Origin of the sequence: Shewanella sp. c952, from assembly GCF_019654975.1 — a bacterium.
Lineage (GTDB): Bacteria > Pseudomonadota > Gammaproteobacteria > Enterobacterales > Shewanellaceae > Shewanella.
Map to the genome: position 1 here is coordinate 1 of NZ_BPEW01000149.1, position 426 is coordinate 426.

The window sequence follows — 426 nt, forward strand, 5'->3', positions numbered from 1 at the left end:
GAAGCGCTTCAAAGATGATACAACCGGTATGATGAATTTGGTTAATCCAGCCCAATTCGGTCATGATTTCAGTTGGCAGCTCTAAATTTTCTTCTGGATCTTTGCCGTCTTCAAAGTAAGAGTGTAATCGCGAACGCCCTTCAGATGCTGGGACATCACCGACTTCAAAACTTAACTGCGCATCATTTACCATTTGATAGGGCTCTGATGCATTTTGTCGTTCAAGGTGTAAGGTATCTTTAGCATTAAAAAAACAAGCTTTAAACACCCCGATACGCTTAATACCGCGGGCGAGGGTAACCATATTATTGACCGCTTTTATGAGTACATCTTTGGTTTCAGGGTCATAAATTGCAAGGTTTGAATCAATATAAACCCCACTTTTACGCCAATGAATCGCTAAACCTCCCACAATAGGGTACTGGG

At 41.8% G+C, this 426-nt stretch carries 1 pseudogene; it reads right to left on the reverse strand.

Annotation, left to right across the window (positions count from 1 at the left end):
* Positions 1–426 (reverse strand): annotated as a pseudogene (locus tag K5R16_RS22325) (serine/threonine protein kinase); the annotation flags it as partial.